The sequence below is a fragment of the Micromonospora musae genome (assembly GCF_003626545.1).
Taxonomy (GTDB): Bacteria; Actinomycetota; Actinomycetes; order Mycobacteriales; family Micromonosporaceae; genus Micromonospora; species Micromonospora musae.
This window is the reverse complement of the sequence record NZ_RAZS01000005.1, coordinates 336,583-362,096: the sequence shown is the minus strand read 5'-3', so window position 1 is coordinate 362,096 and position 25,514 is coordinate 336,583. Positions and strand designations below refer to the sequence as shown.

The window sequence follows — 25,514 nt, the reverse complement described above, 5'->3', positions numbered from 1 at the left end:
GACGTCCACGCCGGCCGGCTCGGGGTCCCGTCTCGTACGGAACCCGGGGCCGGCCGGCGCGGACGGTCATAGCCAGCGGCGGCGGAAGCGCCACATGAGCACCGCGTTGGCCACCAGTACCACTGCGCAGATGGCGCCGGCCATCCGCCCGGCCAGTACGGTCATCGCCGGCAGCGCGGCCCACAGCACGATGGTCAACAGCAGCAGGTAGCGACCACGGCGACCGCGTGCCCGGTTGTCGAGCCGGGCGAAGAACGCCGGGTCGCTCTCGCGGAGCTGCCGGGTGATCTGTTCGAACCTGCGCTGATCCTCTTTGCTGAGCATGGCGGTGCCTTCCCCTCACGGTTCAGCGGTTCGGCGGCATACCCGCTGCGGCGACGGCTCACGCCGCCCGCTGCCGGTCCTTTTGCCCCCGGCCCGGGCCGGCCGCGCTGCCGTGTTACGCGCCCCGCCCGGCCGTGCCACACCCTCGGTGCCTCCGCCTCGCCGCACGCCGCAGGGGCGTGCCGGGGCGGGGGTCGGGGCCGACAAGAGGTGCCGGAAGCACCAGCGAGGGCGGGCTGCGCGAGCGGTGACTTCCCGCGACCTTCCGGGCGCTCGCGGCAGCCCGCCCGGCAGGGGCGGATACGGATGATCCGGCAGCAACAGGCGGGGCCCGGCGGGCCGGGCCGGGTGGGCCGACGCGGTGGTATCCGCGCTGATACCGCCGGGTCGTACTCACACCGCGGCGGTGGCGCGCTCAGCTGATCGACACGACTGTCGGGCTGCCCGGATAGCCGGGCGAACGGAGTCCGCGACCTCGGGGGAGGGGCGTGCCGGAGGTCGCGGACTCCAGAGTGGAGCTGAAGCTGCCCGGCGCGCGTGCCACTTCACCGATCCGACGAAGTCGGTGCGCGTGGCGGTGCGCGAAGTCGGTGCGCGGTGGCGGTGCGACGCCGGGGTACCGCGGCCGGAGCGAGGTGACCCCGGCGGGGCGGGCGGCGGAGCGGACGGAGGGTCGGGTCAGCGGATCGGGCGGTGGGTGCCGGCGGGGCGGGAGCCCATCGGCCGGGGACGACCGGGGCGCGAGCCCGCCGGTCGGGTGCCGGCCCAGCGACGTCGCGGGCGGCTGCGGTTCGGCGGCTCGCTGCCGCCGGTCTGCGGCGCGGTGTTGTCGGTGGACATCATTCCCCCGCTCCCGGCGCGGGTCCGCGCCGTCACCGTGCTCAACGAGGCCGGGTGCTCCGACGACGCTGCCGTCGTCGTACCCGAGCCGGCGATGTCGCGGGCCCACGTCGGCCGCGGGCCCGCCCGGCTGAGCCGTCCGACCTGGACCGGCGGATCACATGCCGCGTCGGGGCAGGGGCAGGTGACCGGGGATCAGGTCGGAGGTGAGCGTGATGCCGGTCGCCCGGAGGGCGTCGATCAGGGTGTTCTGCACGAGGTAGGAGTCGGGCAGCTGCCAGCGGGCCTGCTCGGGTGCGACGGCCCAGCGTACGGCGCCCTCCGGCAGCCGGGTGGGGGGCGCCGGGATCCACGATCCGGGCCCGTGCCGCACCACGTGGAAGCAGTGCTCGAGCTCGGGCCGGAGCGGGTCGCCCGGGCGTACCAGGAACATCCAGCGTCCGGTCGGGGTGACCAGCACCGGCCCGCGGACGCCCGTGCCGGCCGGGTGGGTCTGGAGCGCGTCCAGCACCAGCCGACCGAGGTGGGCGGGGACCTCGAGGACGTCGAACGCGCGGCCGGTGGGCAGCAGGACGCCGTGCGGCCGGGTACGCCACCAGGTCGCCACCCGGGCCGGGTCGGCGCTCGCCGCGTGCTCCCAGTTCTCCAGGGCGGGGTGGCAGCCGACCGTGGGGCAGCCGGCGCGTCCGCAGACGAAGCGGCTACGGGCCAGGCACGCCCCGGGCGTCACCTCCCAGCCGTGCAGGGCGTAGCGCACCGCGACCCGGCGCAGCCGGACCCGTTCCAGAGGCGACAGTTGCGCGACCCGCGGGCCGACGTTCCCCCACATCTGTGCCACTCCTCTCGTCGGGCCCGACGGGCTTCGCTTGTTACGTCGAGCGCCGTCACTGTCGTAACCCGCGATCGTTTAGTTGACGAACGGCTGATGCAACTTGCACGAAAACTACGAGGACTGGCTGTACGGCTGACGCACTGGCTGTGCGACCAGGGAAAACCTGAAGAAGGCGGAACGCCCCCCGCGCCTCCGCCGCCCGGCACCAAGCGGCGACCACGCCGTACAGGGGAGGGATCGGAGATGGAGGACCTACCCATAGGTCGTCGGGTGGCCTACTGGCGAGGACGGCGCAAGATGTCCCAGCAGGTCTTCGCCGACCGGTTGGGCAAGTCGAAGAGCTGGGTGGACAAGGTCGAACGCGGCGTCCGCCGGCTCGACAAGTTCTCCGTCCTCTACGAGATCGCCGACATCCTCCAGGTCGACGTGCAGCTGCTGCTGGGCAAGGACCCGGAGCGGCGTACCGACGCGCTCAACTGCATCGACCAGGTCGAGGTCGAGGAGATCCGGGCGGCCCTCGAACGGTACGACTCGATGAGCGCCTACTTCGACGCCGCGCCGTACCCGCCACCGCTGGCCGACATGCGCAAGGCCGTCAACCACGCCTGGCTCACCTACCAGTACGGCCGCTACGGGATGCTCACCCGCGCGCTGCCGAAGCTGCTGCGCGACGCCCAGGCGGCGGACGCCGGCTGCAGCGGCGACGACGGCCGCGAGGCGGCCCACCTGCTCGGGCAGGTCTACCAGATCGCCTCCTCGGTGCTGCGCAAGCTCGGCGAGTGCGACCTGGCCTGGCTCGCCGCGGACCGGTCGATGGCGGTCGCCCAACGGGCCGACGACCAGCTGCTGGCCGGCATCGCCACCACCCGGGTCTGCAACGCCCTGGTCGCCATGGGCCGCCCCCGGCCGGCGCTGGAGCTCAACGTCACCATCGCCAACCGGCTCGCGCCGGGCGGCGCCAACGACGCCTCCCCGGAACGGCTCAGCGTCTACGGCCTGCTCCTGCTCCAGGGTGCGATGGCGGCCGCCCGGATCGGTGACTCGGCCACCGTCGGCGACCTGATCAGCGGTGCCGAGGAGGCGGCCGTCCTGCTCGGCAGCGACCAGAACCACTACTGGACGTCGTTCGGCCCGACCAACCTCGAGCTGCACCGGGCGGCCGCCGCCGTCGAGCTGGGCGACGGGGGCCGGGCCGTGGAGGTGCACCAGCTGCGCATCAAGGAGCCGCCGTTCAACGCGCTGCTGCCCGAGCGGCGGGCGCACCACCTGCTCGACATCGCCCGCGGCTACGCCCAGATGGGCGACGTCGCCAACGCCGGGGAGATGCTGCTGCGCGGCGACCGGCTCGCGCCGTCGGAGATCCGCTGCCGGCCGATCGCGCACGAGGTGATGTCCGACATCCTCCGTCGCACACGTGGTGCGCCGCCTTCTCCGATTGCGGAGTTGGCTGAGCACATGGGAGTAGGAGTATGAGCGCGGAGTCGGCCTGATGGCCGGCCCGCAACTCGTCAACGAGCGCCGTGAGGTGCTCTACGTCATCGCCTGCGGTTCGCCGCTCGCCCGCAACGTCGGCCGGCTGGTGAGCCTGGCCCAACAGGACGGCTGGGACGTCTGTGTGATCACCACGCCGGACGGCGCGAAGTTCGTCGACCGGCCCGCCCTGGCCCGCCAGACCGGACATCCGGTCCGTTCCCACTACAAGCAACCCAGCGATCCGGACCTGCTGCCGCCCGCCGACGCGATGATCGTCTGTCCGGCGACGGTCAACACGGTCAACAAGTGGGCGGCCGGGATCACGGACACCCTCGCGCTGGGGCTGCTGGTGGAGGCACAGGGGCTCGGCAAGCCGATCGTGGCCGTACCGTTCACCAACGCGGCGATGGCCGCCCACCCGGCGTTCCGGGCCGGTCTCGCCCGGCTGGACGAGTGGGGCGTGACCGTGCGTTTCGGCGACGACGTCTTCCCGCTGCACGCGCCGGGCACCGGGGAGCGGCACCTGCACGCCTTCCCGTGGGAGGTCGGGCTCACCGCGCTCCGCGACCGGCTCTGCCCGGTGGTCTGACCCGCCGGTCGGGTGGCGCTGCGCAGCTCGTTCGGCGGGGGAGGCGGTCGGGCAGGGCCCGCGCCGGTAAGCTGGCGCGCCGTGAGCACAACCGGAGCAGGGCCGACGGTGACCGACGTGGTCGCCGAGCTGGAGCGGCGCTACCCGCCGGTCTGGGCCGAGGAGTGGGACCGGGTCGGCCTGGTGCTCGGTGAGCCGTCCGCCCCCGTTCGTCGGGTGCTCTGCGTGGTGGACGTGGTCCCCGAGACGGTCGCCGAGGCGCTCGACGCCGCCGTCGACATGATCGTCGCCCACCATCCGCTGCTGCTGCGCGGAGTCTCGTCGGTCGCGCCGACGACGTACAAGGGGCGGATCGTCCACCAGCTGATCCGGGCCGGGGTGGCGCTCTACGTGGCGCACACGAACGCCGACGTGGCCGCCCCCGGGGTCTCCGACGCCCTCGCCGCCCGGTTCGGGCTCACCGGTCTGCGTCCGCTCCGCCCGGCCGCGCCCGGCTCGCCCGCGTACGGGCCGGGTCGGGGATTCGGCCGGGTGGGTGAGCTGCCCAGCCCGATGACGCTCGCCGAGCTGACCCGGCACGCCGCCGCGGTGCTCCCCGCCACATCCTGGGGGGTACGCGCGGCTGGCGACCCGGGCCGGACGGTGCGTACGCTCGCGGTCAGCGGTGGCTCCGGCGACGCCTTCCTCGGCGACGCGACCGCAGCCGGGGCGGACGCCCTGCTCACCGCCGACCTGCGACACCACCCGGCCGGCGAGCACCTCGCCGCCGACGGGGCCGCGCTGCTCGACGCCGCCCACTGGGCGACCGAGCGACCCTGGCTCGACGACCTGGCGGCGCTCCTGCGGGAGACGACGGGCGTCGAGACGCTGGTGTCCGACCTGGACACCGACCCCTGGACCGTGCATGCTTCCACCCCCGCCGTGGACGACAAGGAGCCCCGACCGTGAAGGCTGACCCGAAGGTCCAACGCCGCCTGCTCGACCTCCAGGCGATCGACACCGCCCTCGCCCAGCTCGCCCACCGCCGCCGCGCGCTGCCGGAGCGGGCCGAGCTGGAGGCGCTCGCCCGGGAGCTGTCCGCGCTGGAGGACGAGCGGGTACGCGCCCAGGTGGCCGTCGACGACCTGGACCGGGACATCGCCCGGGTGGAGAAGGACGTCGAGCAGGTCCGGGCCCGCAAGGAGAAGGACGAGGCGCGGCTCGCCGCCGGCAGCGGCCCGGCCCGTGAGCTGGAGGCGCTGCAGCACGAGCTGGTCTCGTTGAACCGGCGCCAGAGCGACCTGGAGGACTCCGAGCTCGAGCTGATGGAACAGCGGGAGACCGCCCAGGGCGCCCTCGACGGGGTGGAGCAGCGGCTGGCCGGGTCCCGGGACAAGCGCTCGGCCACCGAGCAGCGCCGCGACGAGAGCCTCGCCGAGATCGCCAAGGAGGAGGAGTTCAAGCGCGGCGCCCGCCAGCCGCTCGCCGACGACCTCCCGTCGGACCTGGTCACCCTCTACGAGCGTATCCGCGAGGAGACCGGCCTCGGCGCCGCGCTGCTCACCGCCGGGCGCTGCGGCGGCTGCCGGCTGGAGCTCTCCGGCGCGGACCTGGCGCGCATCCGCAAGTCGGCCCCGGACGACGTGGTCCGCTGCGAGGAGTGCCGCCGGATCATGGTGCGCACCAACGAGTCGGGTCTGTAACGGCGATGACCGGACGGGTGGTGCTGATCGAGGCGGACGGCGGGTCCCGGGGCAACCCCGGCCCGGCCGGTTACGGCGCGGTGGTCCGCGATCCGCAGACCGGTGAGGTGCTCGCCGAGCGGTCCGAGTCGATCGGGGTGGCCACCAACAACGTGGCCGAGTACCGCGGTCTGATCGCCGGCTTGGAGGCCGCCGCCGAGCTGGGCGCCACCGAGGTCGACGCCCGGATGGACTCGAAGCTCGTGGTCGAGCAGATGTCCGGTCGCTGGCAGATCAAGAACGTCGGCCTCCGCCCGCTCGCCGCGCAGGCCGCCGAGCTGGTGGCCCGGTTCGCCGCGGTCCGGTTCAGCTGGGTGCCGCGGGAACGTAATCGGCACGCCGACGCCTTGGCGAACGCGGCGATGGACGCCGCCGCCGCCGGCGTACCGGCCCGCGCGGCCGTCGAGCCACCCCGGATCGTCGAGCCGCCGCGCGAGGTGGCGGGCCCCGATCCGGCGCTGCGGGACCGGGCGGGTGAGGTCGCCGCCAGCGCCGCCGACGCGCGGGTCACCGGCGGCGACGCGAGCACCGCGCCCGCCTCCTGGGAGCCCCGGCCCAGCCTCACGGCGACCCGGCTGGTGCTGGTGCGGCACGGCGAGACCGAGTACACCGAGCAGGGCCGCTACTCCGGTCGCGGCGACGTCGCGCTCTCCGCCCGGGGGCGCGAGCAGATCCGGGCCACGGCGGCCCGGGTGGCCGCGCTGGCACCGGGCGCGGTGGCCGTGGTCAGCTCACCCCTGTCCCGGTGTACTTCGACGGCGGCGGCGATCTCCGAGGCGCTCGGCGGCGTGCCGGTGCGCCGCGAGGACGACCTCATCGAGTGCGACTTCGGCGCCTGGGAGGGGCGGACCTTCGCCGAGGTGCGCGCGGGTTGGCCGGGGGAGCTGGACGCCTGGCTCGCCTCGACCGCCGTCGCGCCGCCGGACGGGGAGTCCTTCGTCCAGGTCGCCGAGCGGGCCGGCCGGGCGGTGGCGGCGCTCTGCGCGGCGTACCCCCGGGAGACCGTGGTGGTGGTCTCGCACGTCTCGCCGATCAAGCTGATGCTGCGCGACGCCCTCGCCGCCGGTGACGCCTTCCTGCACCGGCTCTACCTCGACGCGGCCGGCGTCTCGGTGGTGGATTTGTGGCCGGACGGCGGGGTGGCGGTCCGGCTGGTCAACGAGACCGCCCACCTGAGCGCGATCGCCTGAACGCGGCCGGTGGTGTTCCGCGCCACAGTGCACGTTCCGTGTACCTGTTGACAGCGCGGCGTGAGACATCGAAGATCTGTTACGTGCGAAGCGTTCACCTGACGAAGCGGGGTCACATCGACCTCCTGCGCGTCGCCAGCGCTGCCTGTCGACGCTCCCTCTGACGCCGGGTTCCACCCTTCCTCGCACGCTGCTGGCGATATCCCGACTCCGCAGGTCTCCGGCCCTGCGGTGCGTCCGCCTGCGCGCACCCCCTCCGCACGACAGGAGACCTGTCCTTGTCGGTTCGTAGACTCGTACCCCGACTCGCCGCCACCGCGGTGGCCAGCGCGGTCCTCTCGACGGCGGCGTTGACCGCCCCGGCCGCCGCGTCGGCGCTGCCGACGGTGCCACCGGCCGCCCCCGACCTCTCCGACATCCGGGGCTATCCCCAGCAGAACGTCCTGCGGGTCTGGCCCGACAACCCGGCGGACGCCTCCATCCCGATCGGCGTCATCCCCTACGACGACATCGCGCCGAAGCTCAACGCCCTCCAGGCCGCCAGCCGCCGGGTCTCCGCCCGGGTCGCCGGGCGCTCCGCCGGCGGCTACGACCTGTACGCGGTCACGGTGACCGCGCCGGAGAGCCGCGCCGAGGCCCGGCAGCAGGAGCTCTGGAAGCGTCGCATCGAGGACGAGCCGAGCCGAGCCCAGCGGGACCGGGCGCTGCTGGCCGGCTACAAGACCCCGCTCTTCGTCAACGCCAACATCCACGGCAACGAGTGGGAGGGCACCGACGCGGCGCTGCGGGTGATCGAGCAGTTGGCGACCGACACCAGCGCCGAGACGACCCGGCTGCTGGAGCGCAACCGGCTGGTCTTCAACATCACCTCCAATCCGGACGGCCGGGTGGCCGGCACCCGGCCCAACGCCGCCGGGTACGACCTGAACCGCGACCTGACGATCGTGTCGCAGCCGGAGACGAACCTGATCCGCGAGCTGATCGTGGACACCAAGCCGATCATCACCCTCGACCTGCACGGCTACGTCAACCCGACGCTGCTGCACCCCAGCACCCCGCCGCACAACGTGAACAACGAGTACGACCTGTACATCAAGCACGGCCTGCCGAACGCCCTCGCGATCGAGCAGGGTCTGCGTGAGCTCGGGTACGCCGAGACCCAGCGGGCCCGCATCCCGTTCCGCGACGACGAGCCGGGGGTGTGGGACGACTTCCCGCCGATCTACGTGCCGTCGTTCGCGATGTTGCAGAGCAGCATCCCCTACACGATCGAGGCGCCGCTGAACCCGCGCGGCAGCGACCTCACGCCCGCCGAGCGGGTCCGCCGCTCGGGCATCAACACCGACGTCCACGAGGTGGCGATCCGCACGTCGCTGCGGTACATCCAGGAGCACCGGGCGCAGGTGCTGCACGACCAGGCCGAGGTCTACCGGCGTGGCTGGGCGGGTGAACCGCTGCGGGAACTCCCGGACGGGTACGTGCCGGGGTGGGGTCCGGAGGACGACTACCGCACCACCTTCCCCCGCGCGTACGTCATTCCCGGCGGCGCCGGGCAGCGCTCCGAACCGGCCGCCGCCCGCCTCGTCGACCTGCTGATCGGCAGCGGTGGCCGGGTGTGGCGGGCGAAGAAGTCGTTCACCGCGGAGGGCCGGCGCTACGAGGCGGGCTCGTACGTCATCGACCTGCACCAGCCCAAGCGCGGCCTGGTCAACTCGCTGCTGGAGCCGGGCGCCGACATCACCGACCGGGTGGACGACCTCTACGCCGGCCCGGCCGCCTGGAGCCAGGGGCTGACCTGGGGCGCCACCGTGGACACCCTCTGGGACGAGCTGCCCGACGTGCGCCTGGAGCGGACGTACGACGGGGTGGCCGAGGGGTATCTGCCGCCCGGCAACGGGGACCTGCGCCTCGACCTGCGCGACGCGGCCGACCTGCTCGTGGTCAACTCGCTGCTGGGTAAGGGGGTCGCGGTGCACCGGCTCGTCGACGGGTCGGTGGTCGTACCCGGCACGCCGGGGAACCGGAGGCTGGCCAGCGCCGAGGTCCAGGCGCACGGCGTGACCTTCGAGCGGGCGCCGAAGCACTGGCGGGGGATCCGGCTCGACGAGGTCGTGGTCGGCTACCTCGGCACCGTCGAGGAGCGGGACACGCTGGCCGAGCTCGGCTTCCCGGCCCGTGCGCTGACCGCGAGCACGCTCGGCACCACCCTCACCGCGGACGTCGACGTGCTCGTGGTCGCCGGCAGCGTCAACCTGGCGAACCTGACGCCGGAGAACCGGGCCGCGCTCGACGCCTTCCTGGCCCGCGGCGGCGGTGTCGTCGGTGTGGGTACGCCCGGGGCGGGCTTCAGCAACGCCGCCGGTCTGCTCACGGTGACCGCGACGGCCGGCCCGAGCCTGGCGAGCGGGGTGGCCAACGTGGTCAACGCCGGTGGTCCGGTCAGCTCCGGCGCGGCCGAGCACTCCTTCATCAGCCAACCGGTCTGGTTCACCGGCCTGGGTGCCGGAGTGACCGTCGAGCAGTCGTACGCCGCGGACCCGCTGCTCTCCGGCTGGTGGGCGACCGAGGGGGCCGGCGGCCAGTCGGCGGCGGCCGACCGGGCCAGCATCGTCCGCGGGGTCTCCGCCGGGGGCAACGGCGTGGTGCTCTTCGGCACCGACCCGACGTTCCGCCTGCACCCGAAGGGTCTGCAGGCGCAGCTCGGTCGCGCCCTGCTCTGGGCGGCGCGGCGGTGACCTCCATCCGCTGAGCCCTGGGGCGGGCCCGGGTGCCGAAGGGCGCCCGGGCCCGTCCGGGTCGGCGCGAGCGTCCACCGGGGACGCCGGTGCGGCGGTGGTCCGCCCCCGTGCGCCGTTCGGCGCAGCCCGCCCGCCGTTCGGCGCAGCACCTCCCGGACGGGTCGCGTGACGGCAGTCACACGGTCGTAGCCTCCGGCCGTTACAACGCGTGCTACGACTTCCCGGAGGTCTGTCACATGGCTGCACCGGACCCGGAGGCGCCGCCGACGGCGTCGACCAGGGCGAAGGACAAAAGCCCCTGGAACTGGTTGCTCTTCATCCCGATCGTGGTGCCGCTGGTCCCGGCGTTCTTCAACGGGGACTCGCCGCGCCTCTTCGGCTTCCCCCGCTTCTACTGGCTGCAACTCGCCTACATCATCCTCGGCGTGACCACCACCACCGTGGTCTACCAGCTCACCAAGAAGCGGGGTGATCGCTGATGTGGCGCGACCACCTCACCGAGATCATCATCTTCTCCCTGCTCTTCCTGCTGGTCAGCGGCATGGGCTTCGTGGCCGCCCGGTGGCGGGCGCCGAAGGACATGGCCCACCTCGACGAGTGGGGGCTGGGCGGGCGGAACTTCGGCGGCTGGATCACCTGGTTCCTCGTCGGCGGTGACCTCTACACCGCGTACACCTTCGTCGCGGTGCCGGCGCTGGTCTTCGGGGCCGGCGCGATGGGCTTCTTCGCGGTGCCGTACACCATCGTGATCTACCCGTTGGTCTTCCTGGTGCTGGCCCGCCTCTGGTCGGTCTCGCACCGGCACGGCTTCGTCACCCCGGCCGACTTCGTCCGCAGCCGGTTCGACTCGCCGGTGCTGGCGCTGGTCATCGCGATCACCGGCATCGTGGCCACCATGCCGTACATCGCGTTGCAGCTGGTCGGCATCGAGGCGGTGCTCAAGGCCATGGGCGTGACGGGGGAGAGCACCCTCGCCCGGCACCTGCCGATCATCGTGGCGTTCGCCATCCTCGCCGCCTACACCTACCAGTCGGGGCTGCGCGCGCCGGCGCTGATCGCGTTCGTCAAGGACTCGCTGATCTACATCGTGATCCTGGTCGCGATCATCTACCTGCCGTACAAGCTCGGCGGCTGGGGCGACATCTTCGCCGCCGCGGACGCGAAGTTCGACGCGTCACCCGCTCCCGGTGACGGCGTGCTGCTCAACGCCAACAACCAGCTCCAGTACGTGACGTTGGCGTTCGGTTCGGCGCTCGCGCTCTTCCTCTACCCGCACAGCCTCACCGGCGTGCTGGCGAGCCGGAACCGGGACGTCATCAAGCGGAACATGTCCGCGCTGCCCGCGTACAGCCTGCTGCTCGGTCTGATCGCGCTGCTCGGCTACATGGCCATCGCAGCCGACGTGACGCCGCTGCCCGGGGCGTCGGAGGGCACGGTGGACAGCAACACGGTCGTGCCGCTCCTCTTCGACCAGCAGTTCCCGAGCTGGTTCACCGGCATCGCGTACGCGGCCATCGGCATCGGCGCGCTGGTGCCGGCGGCGATCATGTCGATCGCGGCGGCGAACCTCTTCACCCGCAACATCTACAAGGAGTACCTGCGGCGGGACGCTACCGCGGCGCAGGAGGCGAACGTCTCGAAGATCACCTCGCTGGTGGTCAAGATCGGCGCGGTGGCCTGCATCGTCTTCCTCGACCCGCAGTTCTCCATCGATCTCCAGCTCATCGGCGGCGTGATCATCCTGCAGACGCTGCCGGCGGTGGCGCTGGGCATCTACACCCGCTGGTTCCACCGGGGCGGCCTGGTCGCGGGCTGGGTGGCCGGCATGGGCCTCGGCATGTGGATGCTCTACCAGATCTCCAGCCCGACCCGGAAGCACTTCGCCGGCTCGGCGTTCCCGCTGGAGAAGTTCGGCTTCGACACCCAGAAGACCATCTACGTCGGAATCGTCGCCGTGCTGGCCAACCTGCTGGTCGCGGCAGTGGTGACGCTGGCGCTGCGGGCCGCCAAGGTGGCCGAGGGTGTCGACGGCACGGCGCAGGAGGACTACTTCGCCGACGAGGGCGATCCGCGGGTCACCCCCGGTGACCGCGCCGGCGCGGACGCCGCTCCCGAACCGGTCGCATGAGAGGAGGGCCCTCGGCCGGCGCTCGGCGTCGACCGAGGGCCCTCCGTGTCACGGCGCGGGCGCCTCGGCTCAGCGGTGGGGGCGGTGTTCCAGGGCCTCGTTGAGCCGGTGCAGCATGTCGGCGAGGGTGTCCCGATCCTCCGGCGCCCAGCCGGCCAGGATGTCGCCGTAGAGCCGGGTGCGGGCCGCCTGCACCGCCGCCATCCGTTGCAGGCCGGCGGGGGTGGGGGAGACCACCATGCCCCGCCCGTCACGCGGGTCGGGTTCGCGGACGATCAGGCCGTCGCGCTGCATGGCCGAGACCTGCCGGGTCACCGTCGAGCCGTCCAGGTTGAGTCGGGCGGCGAGCGCGGAGACGTTCTGCTGCCCGGCGTCGGCGAGGTGCCGCAGGATGACGTACGCCGCGCGGTCGAGCACCCGGTGCTCCGCACCGGTGCGCCGCCGGGTGGCCTCGCCGAGCCGCATCAGCATCGCCACCTCGGTCTCGATCCGGCCGAGGGTGACCTCGTCGTCGTCGGCGCCCGTGGAGAGGTCCGCATTCATAGCTGTATGATACAGGATAAATATCTGTAAGATACAGCTATCTGGGAGGCGGAGTGGATCGGCGCGCCGAACCGAACCGCAGTGCCATCTACGCCACCACGCTGGTGGCCTTCCTCGCGATCGCCGGCATCGCCGTGGTGGACCCGATCCTGCCGGCCATCGGGGAGGCGATCGGGGTCACCGCCTGGCAGGTCGAACTGCTCTTCACCGCGTACATCGCGGTCATGGCGGTGGGCATGATCCCGGCCACCCTGGCCAGCGGCCGCTTCGGCTTCAAACCGGTGCTGATCGCCGGTGTCTCCGTCGTCGGGATAGCCGCCATCCTCGCGTCGGCCAGCGACAACATCGTCCAGCTGAGCGTGCTGCGTGGCGCCTGGGGCCTGGGCAACGCCATGTTCTTCGCCACCGCCATGGTGGTACTGGTCAACCTCGCCGTCGACCGGGAGTGGGTCGTCGGACTCTTCGAGACCGCCCTCGGCCTCGGCTTCGCCGTCGGCCCCCTGATCGGCGGCCTGCTGGGCAAGATCAGCTGGCGGCTGCCGTTCTTCGTCTGCGGCGTGTTCATGGTGCTCGCCCTCGCCGTGGCCGCCCGCAAGCTGCGCGAGCCCGCCAACCGGCAGGCTCCCGTCCGGGTCGGACAGATCTTCGGCACCTACCGGCGGCCTGCGTTCATCGCGCTCTGCCTGATCACCGCGGCGTACAACTTCGTCTTCTTCGTGGTCCTCGGCTACACGCCGCTCTTCCTCGGCCTCGACGTCGTACCGCTCGGGCTGGCCTTCACCGGCTGGGGCCTCGGCCTGGCCGCCGGCATCCTGCTGATCGGGCATCGACTCGCCCACCGGATCGGCGCGGTGCAGACAATCGGCGTCGCCATCGTCGGGCTGCTCGCCTGCATGGTGCTCTTCGCCACCTCGACCAGCACCACCGAGTCCTTGGTCGTGCTGGTCCTCTCCGGACTCTGCATGGGCCTGGCCAACGCCAACCTCACCGACCTCGCCCTCGGCCTCGGCTCGGCCGACCGCCGGGTCGCCACCGGGGCGTTCAACCTGGTCCGCTGGGGCGCCGCCGCACCCGCGCCGATCATCTCGGGCAAGCTCGCCGAGCACTCGCTCGGCCTGCCGTACTGGGTCGGCTTCGCGGTGCTCGCCGTCGGTGTGCTGGTCTACCTCGGCACCGCCCACCTGATGGCCGCCGGCTACGGCGAGCGGGTGCTCTGGTCCCGCTGGAACCGGGCCGCCGCGGGCGCGGAGGGCGCGCCGGAGGAGCCGGTCGGCGAGGCGTACTGACCCACCGTCCCCCGCCCGCGCCGCCCCGCCGCACCACCCTTGCGGCGGGGCGGCGCGCCTCGGCGCCCCCGAGGCAGCACTTTCACGGAAAGTGCTGCCTCGGAGCGCGTTGAGGCAACACTTTCAGGGAATCTGTCCGGATCTTGTGCCCCGGTCCCGCCCTCGGGAGCGGGTGGGCGTCAGCCGAGGGCGCGCCAGAGCAGGAACAGGCCGATCACCGAGCCGAAGAGCACGATCACGGTCTTCAGCACCACCGGGGGCAGCCGACGCACCAGCCGCGCACCGACGTACCCGCCGACCAGGGTGGCCGGCGCGACCACCGCCACGGCCGCCCAGTTGACCGGCCCGAAGAGCGCGAAGACCACCAACGTGGTCAGCCCCACCACCGCGGAGAGCAGATTCTTGATCGCACTGACCCGGGCCAGCGTGGCGTCCAGCACCAGGGCCAGGCCCGCCACCAGCATCACCCCGAGCGCCGCGCCGAAGTAGCCGCCGTACACCGAGCCGAGCGCGACGATGCTCTGCACCGTGACGGTACGGCGGCGCGGCGACAGGTCCCGCGGATGGCCGACCAGCCGGCGCAGCGGATCCTGGAACGCCAGCACCGCGGTCGCGCCGAGCACCAGGAACGGCACGACCACCTCGAAGGCGCGGGCCGGGGTCGCGAGCAGCACCAGCGAACCGGCGATCGTGCCGAGCACGGCGGTGGGCAGCAGCGTGGCCAGGGTGCGCGCGGGCGGAAGGTCCATGCGGCTCCCGGCGACGCTCGCCACGTACCCAGGAAAGACCGCCACCGAGTTGCTGACGTTGGCCGGCACCGGGGGGAGCCCGATCGCGATCATCGCGGGGAAGGTGATGAGGGAACCACCACCGGCCACCGCGTTGACCGTGCCCGCGGCGAGGCCGGCGGCGAGCAGCAGCACGGCGTGGGAGAGGTCCATGGTCCCCCGAGGCTAGTCCCCGCCCATCCGGCCCGAGCGGCGGGCAGCGCACCGGTCGCCGTGACCGGTTGCCCCATCTGTCTCATACCGGGTTTGACGTCCAGGATCTTGCCGTGGCGGGCCGGCAATAGTCGGCCGCCCGGCGTCGTTAGGATGAACAGCGCGACGGACGAGTCGACCGGGCGGTCGCGTCGGCGGGCCTCGAGCCCGCCGCCGAGGAACGTCCGGACTCCACAGGGCAGGGTGGTTGCTAACGGCAACCCGGGGTGACCCGCGGGACAGTGCCACAGAAAACAGACCGCCGGCCCCATCGGGGACGGTAAGGGTGAAACGGTGGGGTAAGAGCCCACCAGCACCCCGGGTGACCGGGGTGGCTCGGTAAACCCCACCCGGAGCAAGGCCAAGTAAGGGCCGTCACCGCAAGATGACGACCCCGCGCAGACGCTCGAGGGCTGCCCGCCCGATGTCTGCGGGTAGGCCGCTGGAGCCTGCCGGCGACGGTAGGCCGAGATGGATGGCCGCCGCCGGCGCGAGCCTCCGGGCGCGCGCCGCGCACAAAATCCGGCGTACAGGTCGACTCGTCCGTCGCCCACCAGCTCAGAGACCTGGCCAAGGCTCTGAGCGTGGTTCTTTGTCTGGTGCCGTTGGTCGACCTTGGTCATCGTTGGGTGGCGTTTGACGGCTTGGCCACGGCTTGGGACGGCCTGGAGACGGCCTGAGTGCTGGCTCAGTTGGCCTCGGCTTCAATCCGGCCGCTGCGTCGTCGTGGCCCTCTCTCGGCCGGCGTTCGATGGTCCCGGAAGTCGACCGGCGGCCGTGGGGGAGGGGCGGGCAAGTCTTGGCGGTGGAGCTGCCGCCGCGACCCGGTGACTCGGTGGCAAGCCAGTCCCGGGGTTGGACTGGCGCGGCAGCCGGAAGCCCTGACGCACGACCAGGCCGACTCGCTGGCTTCCGTAGCGGTCTTGGTGGTCCCATTCGTGGATGAGGTGGGACGAGTGCGTGCCGGAGCTGCTGGAGCACCTGGGGGAGATGGGTCTGGTTGGGCTGGTCAAGATTGACGGAGAGCGGGAGCGCAAGCCCTGGACGGTGGTGATCTCGGGTCAGCGGCTTGAAGGCGCTTCGATCAGGGTCGACGGTCACAGCCTCGACTACTGCTTGCGGCATGCGGTTGCCGCGCTTCATGAGCGCTTCCCGGACGAACTCGCGCTGGGCTGAGATCCGACTGTGGGGGCGGTGTCCCGGCGGCTGTCGGTGGCTCACCGCCCCGGCGCCGTAGGCGGCCGGGGCGGCTTGCCGCCGGCCGGGCTTGCCGCCCCGCACCGTGCGGAGCGCGGTGCCTTGATCCAAAACAGAGAAATTCGGCAGCAGAGACCCATCCTTGGTGTCTTGTGCCCCCAAGCTCGGCCGGCGCTGAACGGCCCAAGCGGCCCAGAGACAGGCCAGGCTGACTCCTAGCTTGTTCGCGTCATGTCGGTATCGGCGCAGCTGTAACTCGGATACCGAGCTGGTCATCGAGTGCGACAACGGCCCTTAGCGCCGTCCGCCGCACCAACGACACCCCGTCACCGGATCAAAGCCCACCGACCCCGCGAGCATTAATAAGCAGAACAGGAAGGCCGATGCTTTGATGAGCAACCCCTACGACACGGGCCGATTCGCCGAGGTCACCGACCTCGACCAAGTCAACTCCCTTGCCGACCTCGCACGAGTCGTCGACGAGATGCTCAACGACCTCCGCGAACACCCCGCGGACTGGGAGAACCCGACGCTGGAACGCTTCCTCGACGCACTGTCAGCAACCCTCGACGCCCTCCCACACCTCCACGCCAACCGCGGTGAAACCCTCCCCGACCAACCCACCTGGAAGACCTTCGCCGAAGCCCTCGTCATGGCCAGCGGCTACGAATGACCCACCAGGAAGACCCGCACTTCCTAGACCAACCGCCAAGCATGTGTTGGGACGGAAACGTCAAGCATGTCGTGGGGCTAGACAGGCGACATCAGGCCCGAGGTGTCGGCGATCCCGAACCTGTGGCAGGTTGTCCAGGCGCGGACACGTGAACGCATAGGAGTGACCATGGGCGCCTGGGGGCCTGGCCTGTTCTCCGACGACACGGCATGTGACGTGCGCGATGAGTACCGCGAAATGCTCGAAGACGGCCTGGACGACGACGAGGCCACGCAATGGATGCTCGACGCCTATGCCGATGCGCTCGATGACCCAGACGAAGCCACATCAGTCTGGCTGGCCTTGGCTGTCACCCAATCCAAGCTCGGACGCCTTGACCCCAGGGTTCGCGAGCGTGCCGTCGCCGCCATTGACAAAGGGGCCGACCTGGCCAGATGGTCGGAGACCCCTCGCCTCGCCGCTAAACGCCGGGACGTGCTGGACAAGGCACGCGCACAACTGACCGGCCCGCAGCCTCAGCGCGAGAAGGTGCGTCCTCCCAGCCGACACGTCACCGACCTGCAACCCGGCGATGTTCTCAGCTACCGCGCCGTCAACGGCAATCTGGTGCTGTTGCGGGTGGCCCACATCGATGACGAGCGGCACTCCGTCGCCCCCGTCCTCGTCGCCCTCGATTTCACCGGCACCCGTATGCCGCCCCAACCGGAACTCGACAGCCTCGCCGACAAATCCAGCACGCCATTCCGGCTCGACGGAAGTCGCTTGCCCCCTTGGGCGAGCACCAGTTGGCGCGTCGCAGTCTTCAAGCGGATCGACTACGACACTGCCGGATTTCAGCGCGCCGGGCGCACCACCGCCCGCCCGGGCGACCCCGACTTCCGTACCTCGACGTACGACTCTTGGCAGCAGTTGCCCCACGAGCTGGAGCGCAACCTTACCGACGCGCCCGCCACGTTCGAGCAGTAACGCCCGCCGCCAGCCCAACTCACCTCGGCGGCTGGGTGGCCGCGTCACCGGTCTGCTCGTGCCACCGGCACCGCGAGGCCGGGGAGGGGATTCGAACCCCTCACTCCGGGTCTCCCGGCGATGGCTACCGACTCACGGGCGCAGTTTGACGATCTTGTCGGGCCGATTCGGTCGCTCGTCCAATGCCGGATCGCAGGCGATGTCGACCATGTCGACGTGCGGATCCTTGTCCGCCACCCCTGACAGTCGAACGCAGAGCCGGACGTGGACCTCGGCGGCGACATAGCCACCACCTTGGCCGGCCTCGTCATAGGCGACGTCCACCTCAAGGCGTCCGTCCTGGCCGGCCCGCTGCCCGAATACCACCCCGTGGCGGTCGGCGGCGCTTGCAGCTGTCGCCAGGGCGGTGAGCCGCTGTTCCGTAGTCTGAGCTGCGCGCTTCGGACTGGCAAGCACGGCGGTAGCGGTGTCCTGCGCGAGTGCCGCGCGAGATCGCACCGCATCGGTCGCCGCCTTCGTCGCCTGCGCCTCCGAGTCCAGACCACAGCCGGTCAGGCAGATCAGCGTGACGCCCGCGAGAAGGAGTATTTTGCTGACGGGCGTCACTGGGATCGCTCGGGTCACATGCGCATCGTATCGACGGCCAGATGGGGGTGGGGCCTCGCCGGCGAGCGCGATCGGCCCGTCGCCCCACCCGGTCAGCCGCTGGCATACGGAGTTGACATGACGCGTGGTCTCATCAGTAGCGGGGAACTCCGCCTGGAAGTTGCCAAGCTGACGTCCCTCATGCGAGACGACAGCGACTTTTCTGATCTCCGCGACGTCCTGACATCCAAGGATCTCCCTCCCGGCGACACTCTGCTGGCTGGCCTCGTCAGCGGTGAGGACGACAGTCAGTACGGCGTGCTGGTCGTCGGTGCCGGCGAGTGCGTCCTGTTTGAGATCGACTCCCACGGGTCGCTGATTCGGTGGGAGGTCGTCGATGACATCTCGGCGCTGGAAGACGATTTCGATGCGATAGCCGTCGGCGTCGAGATGAAGTCGAACGGCGAGCTGCCCTAGCCGGCCCGGAGCCGGGCCGGAACGCGGCCTACGCGTGACCCGCCGGCCATCCGGCCCGGCTGCTGGAAAGCATGTCGTAGCGTCGATGGGATGACGCTCGTGGTGGTTCTCGTCGTACTGGTGGTGCTGTTGGTCGCGGCGTTCGTCTTCGTCGGCTGGCGGGACCGTAAGCGACTCTCCGGGGCCGAGGACACGGCCGCCGCCCGTGATGCCGCGTCGATCCAGGAGCAGCATGCCGCCGAACGGCACGGTGTGCAGGGTGAGGTGTGGCGGCGCGGTCAGGCCGGCAACGGCTGACCGTCGGTCACTGCGGGGGCCAGTTCCTGAGGACGGAGTCGAGGGCGTCCAGCGACCTGGCCCACGACGCGTCCACCTCACGCGGGGTGTGGCGGAAGCCGCCGGAGCGTTCCAGGCTCACGTACCCGTGGAAGGTGCTGTGCATCATCCGTACGGCGTCGGTCTGGTCGGGTTCGGAGAGCTGGTAGCCGCGCAGGATCGCCCGCGTCATCTCGGCATGCCGGGGGCCGGCGCTCGCCGCCGCCGTCTGCGGATCCAGGTCGATCTGCATCGCGGCGTACCGGCCCGGATGTTCCTTCGCGTACGCCCGGTAGGCGTTGGCGAAGGCCACCAGCGCGTCCTTGCCGGCGCGGCCGGCGAGCGCGGCGGCGACCCGGTCGGCCAGCTCCGACAGGGCCAGCAGCGCCACCCGGACCCGGAGGTCCTGCGCGTTCCTGATGTGCGAGTAGAGGCTCGCGTCCTTGACGCCGAACCGGCGCGCGACCGCCGAGACCGTCACGTTCTCGTAGCCGATCTCGTCGGCCAGCTCCGCCGCCGCCACGGTCAGGCGCTCGGCTGTCAGTCCCGCACGCGTCATGGGCAGCACTCTACACCTAGAGATCTTAATGGTTTGCCTAATGGTGTTAGGCTAGTTCCTATGACACCCCTCACCGAGCCTGCCATCCGCGCCGCCTTCGTGAACTGCACGAAGGGCGAGGTCACGCGCCTGGCGGTGCCGAACGACCTGGCCGAGCGCCAGTGGTCCGACCTCGACTTCCTCGGCTGGCGAGATCCCGGGGCCCCGGAGCGGGCCTACCTGGTCGCCGAGTCCGCAGGCGAACTCGTCGGCGTGGCGCTGCGGGTGGCTTCCCAGACCGGGCGGGTGCGGCGCAGCATGTGCTCGCTCTGCCTGACCACGCACACCGGCGACGGCGTATCGCTGATGACCGCGCGCAAGGCCGGACGGGAGGGGCGGCAGGGCAACTCCGTCGGGGCGTACATCTGCACCGACCTGGCCTGCTCGCTCTACCTACGCGGCAAGCGGAACGCCGGACGGCGGATCGACGAGTCCATCACGTTGACCGAGAAGGTCGAGCGCACCACGAGCCACCTCGCCGCCTTCCTGGCCAAGGTTGTCGGCTGACCCGTCGGCTGCACCGGTGATCGACTCGGTTTCTTGTATGTCGGGGTGTCCTGTCATGGGGATGCCCCGACTTCATTGAGGTCGGGTCGGCGCTACACCGATCGTCGGACTAGTTGTCGTCCCAGTCGGTGCCGGCGGGCAGGTAGAAGGTCTGCTCCGCGCCGGCCAACGCCTGCGCGACGACCAGCCGGGCGTGCGCGTCGAGCTTCGGCAGCCGGTCGGGCGCGAACCACTCCACGGCCTCGGACTCGTCGTCGTTGACTCGGGCCGTGCCGCCGAGCAGCCGGCACTCGAAGCCGAGGTTCAGGTACTCGCAGCGGTCACCGTTCGGATAGGTGTGCGGGTGGGAGACCACGCTGGTGAGCCGGATCGGCTCGACGGCCAGGCCGGTCTCCTCGCGTACCTCCCGGACGACTGCGGAGGCCGGTTGTTCCCCCGGCTCGACGATGCCGCTCACCACCGACCACCGGCCGTCATCGGCGCGCTTGCCCAGCAGCAGTTCGTCGGCGTCGTTGCGGACCACCGCACTGACGCTCGGCAGCCAGAGCAGGTCGTGGCCGATGCGCTTACGCATCCGCAGGATGTAGTCCGGTACGCCCACCCGGCGACCCTACCCCCGCCGATCGCGCCGGCCCGCCCCGGCGACGAGTGCCCGGGATCGCCGGGGGACCACACCGCGAGTAGTCTTTTTGTCGGATTCCGTCCCGAATCGGCTGATCCGTCTCTACTGTGGATACGGTCGGTGACTTGTGGTGTTCCGGTGGCGGCCGGGTGGTTCGCGGTGCACAGTGAGCCTCATGAGCGACAGCGGACTTGGTACGCACTACTACTGGTGCGTCCGACACCACCGGGTCGAGACCGATGCCGACGTGTGTCCGGCGAGGCACGTTCTCGGCCCGTACACCTCGGCCACCGAGGCGGAGAACGCGCTGCAGCGGGTGCAGGAGCGTAACGAAGCGTGGGAGGCCGAGGACGCCCGCTGGGCCGGGGAGGACAGGTAGACGGCGCGGGACGGCCCGCGTCGAGGTACTCCGTGCTCCGCGAGGAGACACGCGAGAGCACGTCCCCAAGGAGGGAACCGAGATGGCCGTAACACCGAAGGCCACCCGACCGGCCGCGAAACGTACCACCGCGAAGAAGACCGCCGCGGCGGAGCGGAACACGACCGCCAGCCGCACCACCCCCGCACGCCGGACCACCGCGACGGCCGCCAAGGCGCCGGCCAAGAAGGCGGCCGGCGGGGCGGGCCGCGCTCCGGCGAAGAAGACCACCGCCGCCAAGGCCCCCGCCAAGAAGGCCGCGGCGAAGGCCTCCACGACCACCCGGAAGGCCACCGGCACGGCGAAGAAGGCACCCGCCAAGGCCTCGACGGCCGCCAAGAAGACCGCCGGCGCGGCGAAGAAGACCACGGGCGCGGCCAAGCGCACCACCACGGCAGCGGCGAAGAAGACGACGGCGGCCGCCCGCAAGTCCACGACCGCGGCCCGCAAGAGCGCCACGAGCACCGCCCGGAAGACCACGAGCACCGCGAAGAGGACCACGGGCGCGGCGAAGAAGACCGCCGCGAAGAAGGCCCCCGCCAAGAAGGCTCCCGCGAAGAAGGCCCCGGCCAAGCGGACTACCGCCACCACCCGCCCCACGGCCGCGCGCAGCACCGCCGCGAAGAAGGCTCCGGCCCGCAAGGCGACCGTCAGCACCGCGGGCGTCGCGCGGAAGGCCGCGGCCAAGAAGGCTCCGGCCCGGACGGCGGCGCCCCGCAAGGCCACCCCGACCACCACCCGCGCCACCACCGCGCGCGGTACCACCGTCGCGGCCCGCAAGTCCGCCCGCTGACCTGCCGCGCCGCCGGTAAGACCGGGGTAGCTCACCCGGATCCCGCCGTCGGCACCCGTACACCGGGGTAGCGGGCCGGCCGGCTCCCGGCCGGCCGGCCCGCCCCGCAGCTCGGCCGGCACGGACCTCGGCCGGCCCGTTGGTCCCGCCGATGCCGATGCCGATGCCGATGCCGATGCCGACGCCGACACCGACACCGCGCCGGTCCACGGTGCGTGCCCGGCTGCCCGGGGCGGGCGCAACGCCGCCCGCACTGTCAGGATGGGCGCGTGGTCATCCGACGCGTCCTCGCGCCCCGCATCGACTTCGCCGCGCTGCGCCGCGAGCTGGGACTCCCCGAGGAGTTCCCGGCGGCGGCCCGGCAGGAGGCGGACGCCGCAGCCGCCGACCCGCCCCGACCCGGCGTCGACCGGACCGATGTTCCGTTCCTGACGGTGGATCCGGCCGGCTCCCGTGATCTCGACCAGGCGATGCACCTCAGCCGCCGCCCCGGCGGCGGCTACCGGGTGCGGTACGCGATCGCCGACGTGGCAGCGCGCGTCCGTCCCGGCGGTGCGTTGGACGAGGAGACCTGGCGTCGAGGTCAGACCGTCTACCTGCCGGACGGCACCGTGCCGCTGCACCCGAAGTCCCTCAGCGAGGGCGCCGCGAGCCTGCTCCCCGACGTCGACCGCCCCGCCGTCGTCTGGACCATCGACCTGGACGCCGACGGCGCGACGGTCGCGGTCGAACTGGAACGCGCCCTCGTTCGCAGCCGCGCCCAGCTGAACTACGCCGGGGTGCAGGCCGGGGCCGACGAAGGCCGGCTGCCCGAACCCATCGCCCTGCTTCCGGAGCTCGGCGTACGGCTGACCGAGCGCGGACTGCGCCGCGGGGCGATCAACCTGCCGCTGCCCGAGCAGGAGGTCGAGGCCGACGGTGACGGCTGGCGGCTGGTGCTGCGCGGGCCGGTGCCGATGGAGGAGCACAACGCCCAGATCTCCCTGCTCACCGGGATGGCGGCGGCCGACATCATGCTCGCCGGGCGGATCGGGCTGCTGCGTACGATGCCGGCGCCGAAGCCGGAGGCGGTGGAGCGGTTGCGTACCGCCGCCGCGCCGCTGGGCGTGCACTGGCCCGAGGGGGCCAGCCCCGGCGAGGTCATCGCCGGCCTCGACCCCGCGCAGCCCCGGGCGGCGGCCTTCATCGACCAGGCGGCCGAGCTGATGCGCGGGGCCGCGTACACCGCCTTCGACGGCGAACTGCCGCAACAGCCGGAGCACGGCGGGGTCGCGGCCGCGTACGCCCACGTCACGGCCCCGCTGCGACGGCTCGCCGACCGGTACGCCACCGAGGTCTGCCTGGCCCTGCACGAGGACCGCCCGGTGCCGGACTGGGCGCGCGCGGCGCTGCCCCGGCTGCCGGAGGTGATGGCGACGACGGATCGGGCGGCCTCCGCCGCCGCCCGCGGCGCGGTGGAGCTCACCGAGGCGGTGCTGCTGGCGGAGCGGGTGGGGGAGGTCTTCGACGCGGCGGTCCTCGACGTCGACGCGCCGCCGAACGGCCGTTCCCGCCCCCGGCCGCCCGGTGGGACGGTGGCCCTGGACGATCCGCCGGTACGCTCCCGCTGCCTCGGTGACCTGCCCCTCGGCGAACGGATCCGGGCCCGCCTCGTCAGCGCCGACCCGGCCGGCCGGACCGTGCTCTTCGAACGCGCCTGACCGGCGTCCGCCGTCGCGCCCGGCGCGGGAGCGGCCCGCCCGTGCCGGGTGCCTGCCTCTCGGCGGGTGGCCGGGGGTTTGCGAGGATGAGCCCATGGGATACGACGCGAGCACGCTGCCCGACGTGACCGGGCTGACCGTCGGCATCATCGGCGGCACCGGTGACCAGGGGCGAGGCCTCGCCTACCGGTTCGCCCGGGCCGGGCAGACGGTGCTGATCGGATCGCGCTCCGCCGAGCGGGCCGCCGCCTCGGCGCAGGAGATCGCGGCGTTGCCGGGCGTGCCGGCCGGGGCGAGCATCGCGGGCGCGGACAACGAGGAGGTGGCCCGGGACAGCGACGTGGTCATCATCGCGGTCCCGTGGGACGGGCACGCGGCCGTCGTCGCCGCCCTCGCCGAGCCGCTCGCCGGCAAGATCGTCGTTGACTGCGTCAACCCGCTCGGCTTCGACAAGCAGGGTCCGTACCCGCTGAAGGTGGAGGAGGGCAGCGCGGTGCAGCAGGCCGCTGCACTGCTGCCCGACTCCCGGGTCTGCGCGGCGTTCAACCACGTCAGCGCGCCGCTGCTGGCCGACCCGGAGGTCGACCGGATCGAGCTGGACGTGCTGATCTGCACCGAGGACCGGGACGTCGTGGGCGTCGTCGCCGCCCTCGCCGCGCGGATCCCCGGCATGCGCGGGATCTACGCCGGCCGGCTGCGCAACGCCCACCAGATCGAGGCTTTCACCGCCAACCTGATCGCCATCAACAAGCGCTACAAGGCGCACTCCGGCATCCGCGTCACCGATCTCTGACGGTCACCCCGCCGGCGTTCGGCGGCGGGCGGCGAGGTGCCCGGCAGGACCGTGACCCGGCCGACGCCGGTCGACCTCGCCCCACGGGGCCGGGGGGCCGGACGCCGGCGCGCTGCCCGGCGTCCGGCCAGACTCGCCGCGAGGGTCTGTTTCATAAGACCGTGCCCGGCTGCGCCGGCCCCAGGCGACGACCGGCCGCGTTGGAGGTTCGTCCGGATACCACACCGGTATCCGCACGAACCTCCGCCTTGCCGGACCGCCGCCTGGGCCTCGGCTCGCTCGGGCGAGCCTTATGAAACAGACCCTAGAAGGTGTGCTCGGCGGTGGGGAACTGGCCGCCGCGTACCTCGTCGGCGAAGCGCTGGGTGGCGTCGGCGAGGGCGCCGGCCAGGTCGGCGTACCGCTTGACGAAGCGGGGCGCCCGGCCGGTGCGCAGCCCGGCCATGTCCTGCCAGACCAGCACCTGGGCGTCGGTGTCCGGACCGGCGCCGATGCCCACGGTCGGGATGCTCAGCTCGGTGGTGATCCGCTTCGCGACGTCGCCCGGCACCATCTCCAGGACGACGGCGAACGCGCCCGCCTCGGCCACCGCCCGGGCGTCGGCGAGCACCTCCTCGGCGGCGTCGCCGCGACCCTGCACCCGGTAGCCACCGATGGCGTGCTCGCTCTGCGGGGTGAAGCCGATGTGCGCCATCACCGGAATGCCGGCGCCGGTGATCGCGGCGATCTGCTCGGCGCAGCGCCGGCCACCCTCCAGCTTCACCGCGTGGCAGCCGCCCTCCTTCATGAACCGGACGGCGGTGCGCAGCGCCTGCGCCGGACCCTCCTCGTACGAGCCGAACGGCAGGTCGCCGACGATCAGCGCCTGGCGGGTGGCCCGGACCACCGCGCGTACCAGCGGCAGCAGCTCCTCGGCGGTGACCGGGATCGTCGTCTCGTAGCCGAAGACGTTGTTCGCCGCCGAGTCGCCGACCAGCAGCACCGGAATGCCGGCCTGGTCGAAGATCGACGCGGTGTACTGGTCGTACGACGTGAGCATCGGCCACCGTTCGCCGCGCTCCTTGGCGGCGATCAGGTCACGGGTGCGTACCCGCCGGGTCGCCGGCCCGCCGTAGAGGGCGGTCACCTCGGTCGGGGTGGACTCCACCATGGCTCTCTCCTTCCTCGAGGCCGCGTGCGCGGTCCCCGGGTTCCGCCGCGATCGTCGCACCGGACGACCCGGCGGC

The 25,514-nt window shown here is 72.2% G+C and carries 28 protein-coding genes and 1 other RNA gene; 21 read left to right on the top strand and 8 right to left on the bottom strand.

Features of this window, described 5'->3' with window-relative positions:
* Positions 1-66: 66 nt before the first annotated feature.
* Both D7147_RS16355 and D7147_RS16350 read right to left on the bottom strand, forming a co-directional pair.
* A complete protein-coding gene (locus D7147_RS16355; RefSeq protein ID WP_120678484.1) occupies positions 67-324 on the bottom strand; it encodes a DUF3040 domain-containing protein in 258 nt (85 codons plus the stop codon).
* Between the two features lie 997 nt (positions 325-1,321).
* A complete protein-coding gene (locus D7147_RS16350; RefSeq protein WP_120678483.1) occupies positions 1,322-1,993 on the bottom strand; it encodes a bifunctional DNA primase/polymerase in 672 nt (223 codons plus the stop codon).
* Positions 1,994-2,239: 246 nt separating this feature from the next.
* On the opposite strand from D7147_RS16350, the gene D7147_RS16345 reads away from it, so the two are divergent.
* The 9 genes from D7147_RS16345 (at position 2,240) to mctP (ending at position 11,835) form a co-directional block, all read left to right on the top strand.
* Positions 2,240-3,469: a helix-turn-helix domain-containing protein gene (locus tag D7147_RS16345; protein ID WP_120678481.1), complete on the top strand. Its 1,230-nt coding sequence runs from the start codon at positions 2,240-2,242 to the stop codon at positions 3,467-3,469.
* A 16-nt stretch (positions 3,470-3,485) separates the two neighbouring features.
* The gene (locus D7147_RS16340) at positions 3,486-4,058 is read left to right on the top strand and encodes a flavoprotein (protein ID WP_120678479.1); all 573 of its coding nucleotides are present in this window, start codon (positions 3,486-3,488) and stop codon (positions 4,056-4,058) included.
* 117 nt (positions 4,059-4,175) lie between these two features.
* On the top strand, positions 4,176-5,006 hold the full coding sequence (locus tag D7147_RS16335; RefSeq protein ID WP_199716537.1) for a Nif3-like dinuclear metal center hexameric protein: 831 nt from the start codon (positions 4,176-4,178) through the stop codon (positions 5,004-5,006).
* Positions 5,003-5,740 carry a zinc ribbon domain-containing protein gene (locus D7147_RS16330; RefSeq protein ID WP_120678474.1) on the top strand — a complete coding sequence of 246 codons (738 nt, stop codon included), beginning with the start codon at positions 5,003-5,005 and terminating at the stop codon, positions 5,738-5,740. Before D7147_RS16335 ends, D7147_RS16330 begins: the two co-directional genes overlap by 4 nt.
* A gap of 5 nt (positions 5,741-5,745) precedes the next feature.
* Entirely contained in the window at positions 5,746-6,969 is a 1,224-nt protein-coding gene (locus D7147_RS16325) for a bifunctional RNase H/acid phosphatase (RefSeq protein WP_120678472.1), read from the top strand.
* The gene (locus D7147_RS33695) at positions 6,903-7,133 is read left to right on the top strand and encodes a putative leader peptide (protein ID WP_407663353.1); all 231 of its coding nucleotides are present in this window, start codon (positions 6,903-6,905) and stop codon (positions 7,131-7,133) included. The genes D7147_RS16325 and D7147_RS33695 overlap by 67 nt, the downstream gene beginning before the upstream one ends.
* A 114-nt stretch (positions 7,134-7,247) precedes the next feature.
* Positions 7,248-9,704, top strand: coding sequence for a M14 family zinc carboxypeptidase (locus D7147_RS16320; RefSeq protein WP_120678471.1), 2,457 nt, complete (start codon positions 7,248-7,250; stop codon positions 9,702-9,704).
* 239 nt (positions 9,705-9,943) lie between these two features.
* Positions 9,944-10,186 (top strand): DUF3311 domain-containing protein, encoded by a 243-nt coding sequence (locus D7147_RS16315; RefSeq protein ID WP_120678469.1) that lies wholly within the window; start codon positions 9,944-9,946, stop codon positions 10,184-10,186.
* On the top strand, positions 10,186-11,835 hold the full coding sequence (gene mctP, locus D7147_RS16310; protein WP_120678467.1) for a monocarboxylate uptake permease MctP: 1,650 nt from the start codon (positions 10,186-10,188) through the stop codon (positions 11,833-11,835). The genes D7147_RS16315 and mctP overlap by 1 nt, the downstream gene beginning before the upstream one ends.
* Positions 11,836-11,904: 69 nt before the next feature.
* Here mctP and D7147_RS16305 read toward each other — a convergent pair whose 3' ends face one another.
* Complete coding sequence (locus D7147_RS16305; protein ID WP_120678465.1) at positions 11,905-12,378, bottom strand: MarR family winged helix-turn-helix transcriptional regulator; 474 nt, start codon at positions 12,376-12,378, stop codon at positions 11,905-11,907.
* Between the two features lie 53 nt (positions 12,379-12,431).
* On the opposite strand from D7147_RS16305, the gene D7147_RS16300 reads away from it, so the two are divergent.
* Positions 12,432-13,664, top strand: a complete 1,233-nt coding sequence (locus D7147_RS16300; protein ID WP_120678463.1) for an MFS transporter — start codon at positions 12,432-12,434, stop codon at positions 13,662-13,664.
* Between the two features lie 179 nt (positions 13,665-13,843).
* On the opposite strand, the gene D7147_RS16295 is transcribed toward D7147_RS16300, so the two are convergent.
* The gene (locus D7147_RS16295) at positions 13,844-14,605 is read right to left on the bottom strand and encodes a sulfite exporter TauE/SafE family protein (protein WP_120678461.1); all 762 of its coding nucleotides are present in this window, start codon (positions 14,603-14,605) and stop codon (positions 13,844-13,846) included.
* Positions 14,606-14,775: 170 nt separating this feature from the next.
* Here D7147_RS16295 and rnpB point away from each other — a divergent pair.
* The 4 genes from rnpB to D7147_RS16275 all read left to right on the top strand — a co-directional run bounded on the left by rnpB (position 14,776) and on the right by D7147_RS16275 (position 17,480).
* Positions 14,776-15,190: RNase P RNA component class A (gene rnpB / locus D7147_RS16290), an RNA gene on the top strand.
* 414 nt (positions 15,191-15,604) lie between these two features.
* Positions 15,605-15,820, top strand: a complete 216-nt coding sequence (locus D7147_RS16285; RefSeq protein ID WP_233563166.1) for a hypothetical protein — start codon at positions 15,605-15,607, stop codon at positions 15,818-15,820.
* A gap of 412 nt (positions 15,821-16,232) precedes the next feature.
* Complete coding sequence (locus D7147_RS16280; RefSeq protein WP_120678456.1) at positions 16,233-16,514, top strand: DUF7660 family protein; 282 nt, start codon at positions 16,233-16,235, stop codon at positions 16,512-16,514.
* 168 nt (positions 16,515-16,682) lie between these two features.
* Positions 16,683-17,480: a DUF4259 domain-containing protein gene (locus D7147_RS16275; protein ID WP_147437402.1), complete on the top strand. Its 798-nt coding sequence runs from the start codon at positions 16,683-16,685 to the stop codon at positions 17,478-17,480.
* A 132-nt stretch (positions 17,481-17,612) separates the two neighbouring features.
* Here D7147_RS16275 and D7147_RS16270 read toward each other — a convergent pair whose 3' ends face one another.
* Positions 17,613-18,104 (bottom strand): hypothetical protein, encoded by a 492-nt coding sequence (locus tag D7147_RS16270; RefSeq protein WP_147437401.1) that lies wholly within the window; start codon positions 18,102-18,104, stop codon positions 17,613-17,615.
* Positions 18,105-18,203: 99 nt separating this feature from the next.
* On the opposite strand from D7147_RS16270, the gene D7147_RS16265 reads away from it, so the two are divergent.
* Together D7147_RS16265 and D7147_RS16260 are read left to right on the top strand one after the other, a co-directional pair.
* Complete coding sequence (locus tag D7147_RS16265) at positions 18,204-18,542, top strand: hypothetical protein (protein WP_120678450.1); 339 nt, start codon at positions 18,204-18,206, stop codon at positions 18,540-18,542.
* 90 nt (positions 18,543-18,632) lie between these two features.
* Positions 18,633-18,839: a hypothetical protein gene (locus D7147_RS16260; protein WP_120678448.1), complete on the top strand. Its 207-nt coding sequence runs from the start codon at positions 18,633-18,635 to the stop codon at positions 18,837-18,839.
* Between the two features lie 7 nt (positions 18,840-18,846).
* Here D7147_RS16260 and D7147_RS16255 read toward each other — a convergent pair whose 3' ends face one another.
* Positions 18,847-19,416 carry a TetR/AcrR family transcriptional regulator gene (locus tag D7147_RS16255; RefSeq protein WP_120678446.1) on the bottom strand — a complete coding sequence of 190 codons (570 nt, stop codon included), beginning with the start codon at positions 19,414-19,416 and terminating at the stop codon, positions 18,847-18,849.
* A 60-nt stretch (positions 19,417-19,476) separates the two neighbouring features.
* On the opposite strand from D7147_RS16255, the gene D7147_RS16250 reads away from it, so the two are divergent.
* Positions 19,477-19,962, top strand: coding sequence for an FBP domain-containing protein (locus D7147_RS16250; protein ID WP_120678444.1), 486 nt, complete (start codon positions 19,477-19,479; stop codon positions 19,960-19,962).
* A gap of 109 nt (positions 19,963-20,071) precedes the next feature.
* On the opposite strand, the gene D7147_RS16245 is transcribed toward D7147_RS16250, so the two are convergent.
* The gene (locus tag D7147_RS16245; RefSeq protein ID WP_120678442.1) at positions 20,072-20,563 is read right to left on the bottom strand and encodes an NUDIX hydrolase; all 492 of its coding nucleotides are present in this window, start codon (positions 20,561-20,563) and stop codon (positions 20,072-20,074) included.
* A gap of 196 nt (positions 20,564-20,759) precedes the next feature.
* On the opposite strand from D7147_RS16245, the gene D7147_RS16240 reads away from it, so the two are divergent.
* The 4 genes from D7147_RS16240 (at position 20,760) to npdG (ending at position 24,288) form a co-directional block, all read left to right on the top strand.
* The gene (locus D7147_RS16240; RefSeq protein ID WP_120678932.1) at positions 20,760-20,963 is read left to right on the top strand and encodes a hypothetical protein; all 204 of its coding nucleotides are present in this window, start codon (positions 20,760-20,762) and stop codon (positions 20,961-20,963) included.
* Between the two features lie 82 nt (positions 20,964-21,045).
* Positions 21,046-21,795, top strand: a complete 750-nt coding sequence (locus D7147_RS16235) for a histone (protein WP_199734188.1) — start codon at positions 21,046-21,048, stop codon at positions 21,793-21,795.
* Positions 21,796-22,064: 269 nt separating this feature from the next.
* Positions 22,065-23,495 (top strand): RNB domain-containing ribonuclease, encoded by a 1,431-nt coding sequence (locus D7147_RS16230; RefSeq protein ID WP_120678440.1) that lies wholly within the window; start codon positions 22,065-22,067, stop codon positions 23,493-23,495.
* 94 nt (positions 23,496-23,589) lie between these two features.
* Positions 23,590-24,288: an NADPH-dependent F420 reductase gene (gene npdG / locus D7147_RS16225; RefSeq protein WP_120678438.1), complete on the top strand. Its 699-nt coding sequence runs from the start codon at positions 23,590-23,592 to the stop codon at positions 24,286-24,288.
* Positions 24,289-24,592: 304 nt separating this feature from the next.
* Here npdG and panB read toward each other — a convergent pair whose 3' ends face one another.
* Positions 24,593-25,438: a 3-methyl-2-oxobutanoate hydroxymethyltransferase gene (gene panB / locus D7147_RS16220; protein WP_120678436.1), complete on the bottom strand. Its 846-nt coding sequence runs from the start codon at positions 25,436-25,438 to the stop codon at positions 24,593-24,595.
* Between the last annotated feature and the right edge of the window lie 76 nt (positions 25,439-25,514).

What these genes read in the sequence shown, in the direction of transcription:
- D7147_RS16295 (WP_120678461.1), bottom strand. Translation starts at nt 14,605, where the DNA reads ATGGACCTCTCCCACGCCGTGCTGCTGCTCGCCGCCGGCCTCGCCGCG.
- mctP (WP_120678467.1), top strand. Translation starts at nt 10,186, where the DNA reads ATGTGGCGCGACCACCTCACCGAGATCATCATCTTCTCCCTGCTCTTC.
- D7147_RS16235 (WP_199734188.1), top strand. Translation starts at nt 21,046, where the DNA reads ATGGCCGTAACACCGAAGGCCACCCGACCGGCCGCGAAACGTACCACC.
- D7147_RS16250 (WP_120678444.1), top strand. Translation starts at nt 19,477, where the DNA reads ATGACACCCCTCACCGAGCCTGCCATCCGCGCCGCCTTCGTGAACTGC.
- D7147_RS16240 (WP_120678932.1), top strand. Translation starts at nt 20,760, where the DNA reads ATGAGCGACAGCGGACTTGGTACGCACTACTACTGGTGCGTCCGACAC.
- D7147_RS16275 (WP_147437402.1), top strand. Translation starts at nt 16,683, where the DNA reads ATGGGCGCCTGGGGGCCTGGCCTGTTCTCCGACGACACGGCATGTGAC.
- D7147_RS16325 (WP_120678472.1), top strand. Translation starts at nt 5,746, where the DNA reads ATGACCGGACGGGTGGTGCTGATCGAGGCGGACGGCGGGTCCCGGGGC.
- D7147_RS16315 (WP_120678469.1), top strand. Translation starts at nt 9,944, where the DNA reads ATGGCTGCACCGGACCCGGAGGCGCCGCCGACGGCGTCGACCAGGGCG.
- npdG (WP_120678438.1), top strand. Translation starts at nt 23,590, where the DNA reads ATGGGATACGACGCGAGCACGCTGCCCGACGTGACCGGGCTGACCGTC.
- D7147_RS16280 (WP_120678456.1), top strand. Translation starts at nt 16,233, where the DNA reads ATGAGCAACCCCTACGACACGGGCCGATTCGCCGAGGTCACCGACCTC.
- D7147_RS16350 (WP_120678483.1), bottom strand. Translation starts at nt 1,993, where the DNA reads ATGTGGGGGAACGTCGGCCCGCGGGTCGCGCAACTGTCGCCTCTGGAA.
- D7147_RS16265 (WP_120678450.1), top strand. Translation starts at nt 18,204, where the DNA reads ATGACGCGTGGTCTCATCAGTAGCGGGGAACTCCGCCTGGAAGTTGCC.
- D7147_RS16255 (WP_120678446.1), bottom strand. Translation starts at nt 19,416, where the DNA reads ATGACGCGTGCGGGACTGACAGCCGAGCGCCTGACCGTGGCGGCGGCG.
- D7147_RS16340 (WP_120678479.1), top strand. Translation starts at nt 3,486, where the DNA reads ATGGCCGGCCCGCAACTCGTCAACGAGCGCCGTGAGGTGCTCTACGTC.
- D7147_RS16260 (WP_120678448.1), top strand. Translation starts at nt 18,633, where the DNA reads ATGACGCTCGTGGTGGTTCTCGTCGTACTGGTGGTGCTGTTGGTCGCG.
- D7147_RS16305 (WP_120678465.1), bottom strand. Translation starts at nt 12,378, where the DNA reads ATGAATGCGGACCTCTCCACGGGCGCCGACGACGACGAGGTCACCCTC.
- panB (WP_120678436.1), bottom strand. Translation starts at nt 25,438, where the DNA reads ATGGTGGAGTCCACCCCGACCGAGGTGACCGCCCTCTACGGCGGGCCG.
- D7147_RS16345 (WP_120678481.1), top strand. Translation starts at nt 2,240, where the DNA reads ATGGAGGACCTACCCATAGGTCGTCGGGTGGCCTACTGGCGAGGACGG.
- D7147_RS16355 (WP_120678484.1), bottom strand. Translation starts at nt 324, where the DNA reads ATGCTCAGCAAAGAGGATCAGCGCAGGTTCGAACAGATCACCCGGCAG.